This window comes from Bacillus sp. 17RED48 (genome assembly GCF_019837545.1).
Taxonomy (GTDB): Bacteria; Bacillota; Bacilli; order Bacillales; family Bacillaceae_G; genus Bacillus_A; species Bacillus_A wiedmannii.
In genome coordinates this window covers 1-2,197 of record NZ_JADAXG010000038.1, presented here as the reverse complement: position 1 = coordinate 2,197, position 2,197 = coordinate 1, and the positions used below count along the sequence as shown (strand labels likewise).

The window sequence follows — 2,197 nt, the reverse complement described above, 5'->3', positions numbered from 1 at the left end:
GGGACCAACAGGACCCGGTGGAACAGGAATCGGTGTAACAGGTCCAACAGGACCACAAGGGGATCCAGGGAATATAGGTCCAACGGGGCCGCAAGGTGTGCCTGGAGCTCTTGGATCAACAGGGCCACAAGGGGGACCTGGAATTCAAGGAGAACCTGGAATTCCAGGTCCAACAGGACCGCAAGGTGTACAAGGAATTCAAGGGGTAACTGGAATTCCAGGTCCAACAGGACCGCAAGGCGTACAAGGAATTCAAGGGGAACCTGGAGATCCTGGCCCAACAGGACCAACGGGACCAATAGGCCCAACAGGACCTGGGGTAACAGGGCCCACAGGGCCAGTAGGACTGACGGGCCCTGGAGCTGGGGCAACAGGGCCCACAGGAGCAATAGGACCGACGGGCCCTGGAGCTGGGGCAACAGGGCCAACAGGGCCAACAGGACCTGGTGGTGGTACCACAGGAGCAACAGGCCCAATAGGACCAGCTGGTCCACCAGGTTCTGAAGGACCAACGGGACCACAAGGTGTACAAGGAATACAAGGGCCTCCTGGATCACCAGGACCAACAGGACCGCAAGGTGATCCAGGAATACAAGGGCCTCCTGGAATACTAGGACCAACAGGACCGCAAGGTGATCCAGGAATACAAGGGCCTCCTGGGACACCAGGTCCAACAGGACCCGTGATGCGTACGACATATGGAACTCTTACTACTCAATTAACGGGTGGAAATCAATTAGTTGTTTTAAGTGGTACTAACATTACGTTCAATTTTAATGCGGAAATTGTTAATGTGTTAAATTTTACAACTGGATTTCAAATTATTGATACGGGTGTTTATGTAATAAATTATTATATTGCTATAGACCCAACAAGCCCGCCTCCTATTGTTTTTGCTGTTGGTATTAATGGTGAAACTCAACTACAAAGAAGTATGGGGAAGAATACAAGTGGTTTAATAATTTCAGGCAATTTGATAGTATCTTTAAATGCAGGTGATCTAGTACAACTATTTAATGTTGGACCAAATACTGTAAATATTCCTACAGTAACTGGTATTCCTAATCCTGGTGTTCCAGGAAACTTTAATCGGCAAGCAGTACGCTTCTCTATATACAGAAAATTTTAATATTATCGAGGGTATTATAAAATTAAAATAGATATGCAATGAAAGTGATTTAAGAGAAAAAGACACTCATTTGAGTGTTTTTTTGTTTTTGAGTATGATTGTTGGCTGGTCATGAGGGGGCGTTCGCATACGACAAGCCAGCACTCACACCTAAAAACAAGGGGAACACAAATAAAAGAATGCTCGTTTAAAAAACAAGTATTCTCCAACAGGTTTAAAAGCAACAACAGGCATATTATATTTATGTTTATAGGGCTAGCGTAGTGAATGTGAAGTTATAAAACGGTAAGAGTCAATGGTAAGCGGACTGGAAGGGATCAGCGTTTTTTGCTGATCCCTGAAAGGAGCATTAAGGAATTGACACGTGCAGCGGATTCTTCATCCTCTTGGTAGTTCCTCAAAACGATTCGTTTTGGGGACGCCAACCGGCGAGGAAGCCCCTCAAGGATTGAGGGGTTGGGGAGTTCGATTGATGGGGTCAAGGGGAAGGGTTCCCCTTGTAGGTTCGGACAAGGTCCGAGGTCTTTTATCCACGCTAAGCATGGCTCGGCGAAGCCGAAAAGCGTCGCAGACCCCTATGTATTTGATGCGAATGCGTCAATATACGTATAGGGTTACGTTAATTGACATCATTTCGTCGCTTTGCTAGACTTATTGTATCAACTAATCTAGGGAAAGTGGTGGCACTTTATGTTGGGTTCTATCTCATTTAATCAATCCCACCAAAGTTCATTGAGTCATAATAACAGAGAAAATATTCATGGAAATCCTGGGATTGATCCAGCCAGGTTACATGAGAATATTTACTTTGTTCAAAAGGACATCCGAAGTGTATACAAGGATGTCTTTCAAGAAGCGGTAGACAAATATAATGAGAAACAAAAACGGAATGACCGTAAAATTGATGATTATTATGACAAAATACATAAAGATGATAAGACACATGAGCAACGAGAATTAGTCGTGGCGATTGGGGAAGGTAAAGACGACTCGAAATATAGGGAAGCCAAAAAGGAAGCGTTAAAACAGTATGCTAAGGCTTTTCAAGAGCGAAATCCCAATCTAGTA

1 protein-coding gene and 1 pseudogene are annotated in these 2,197 nt (G+C 44.7%); both read left to right on the top strand.

What is annotated here, in order from left to right; genetic code table 11:
- Nucleotides 1–1,129 (top strand): annotated as a pseudogene (locus ILT06_RS32995) (YVTN family beta-propeller repeat-containing protein); the annotation flags it as partial.
- A 690-nt stretch (nt 1,130–1,819) separates the two neighbouring features.
- A partial coding sequence (locus ILT06_RS32080; RefSeq protein ID WP_222655993.1) for a plasmid recombination protein occupies nt 1,820–2,197 on the top strand: 378 nt, incomplete at its 3' end.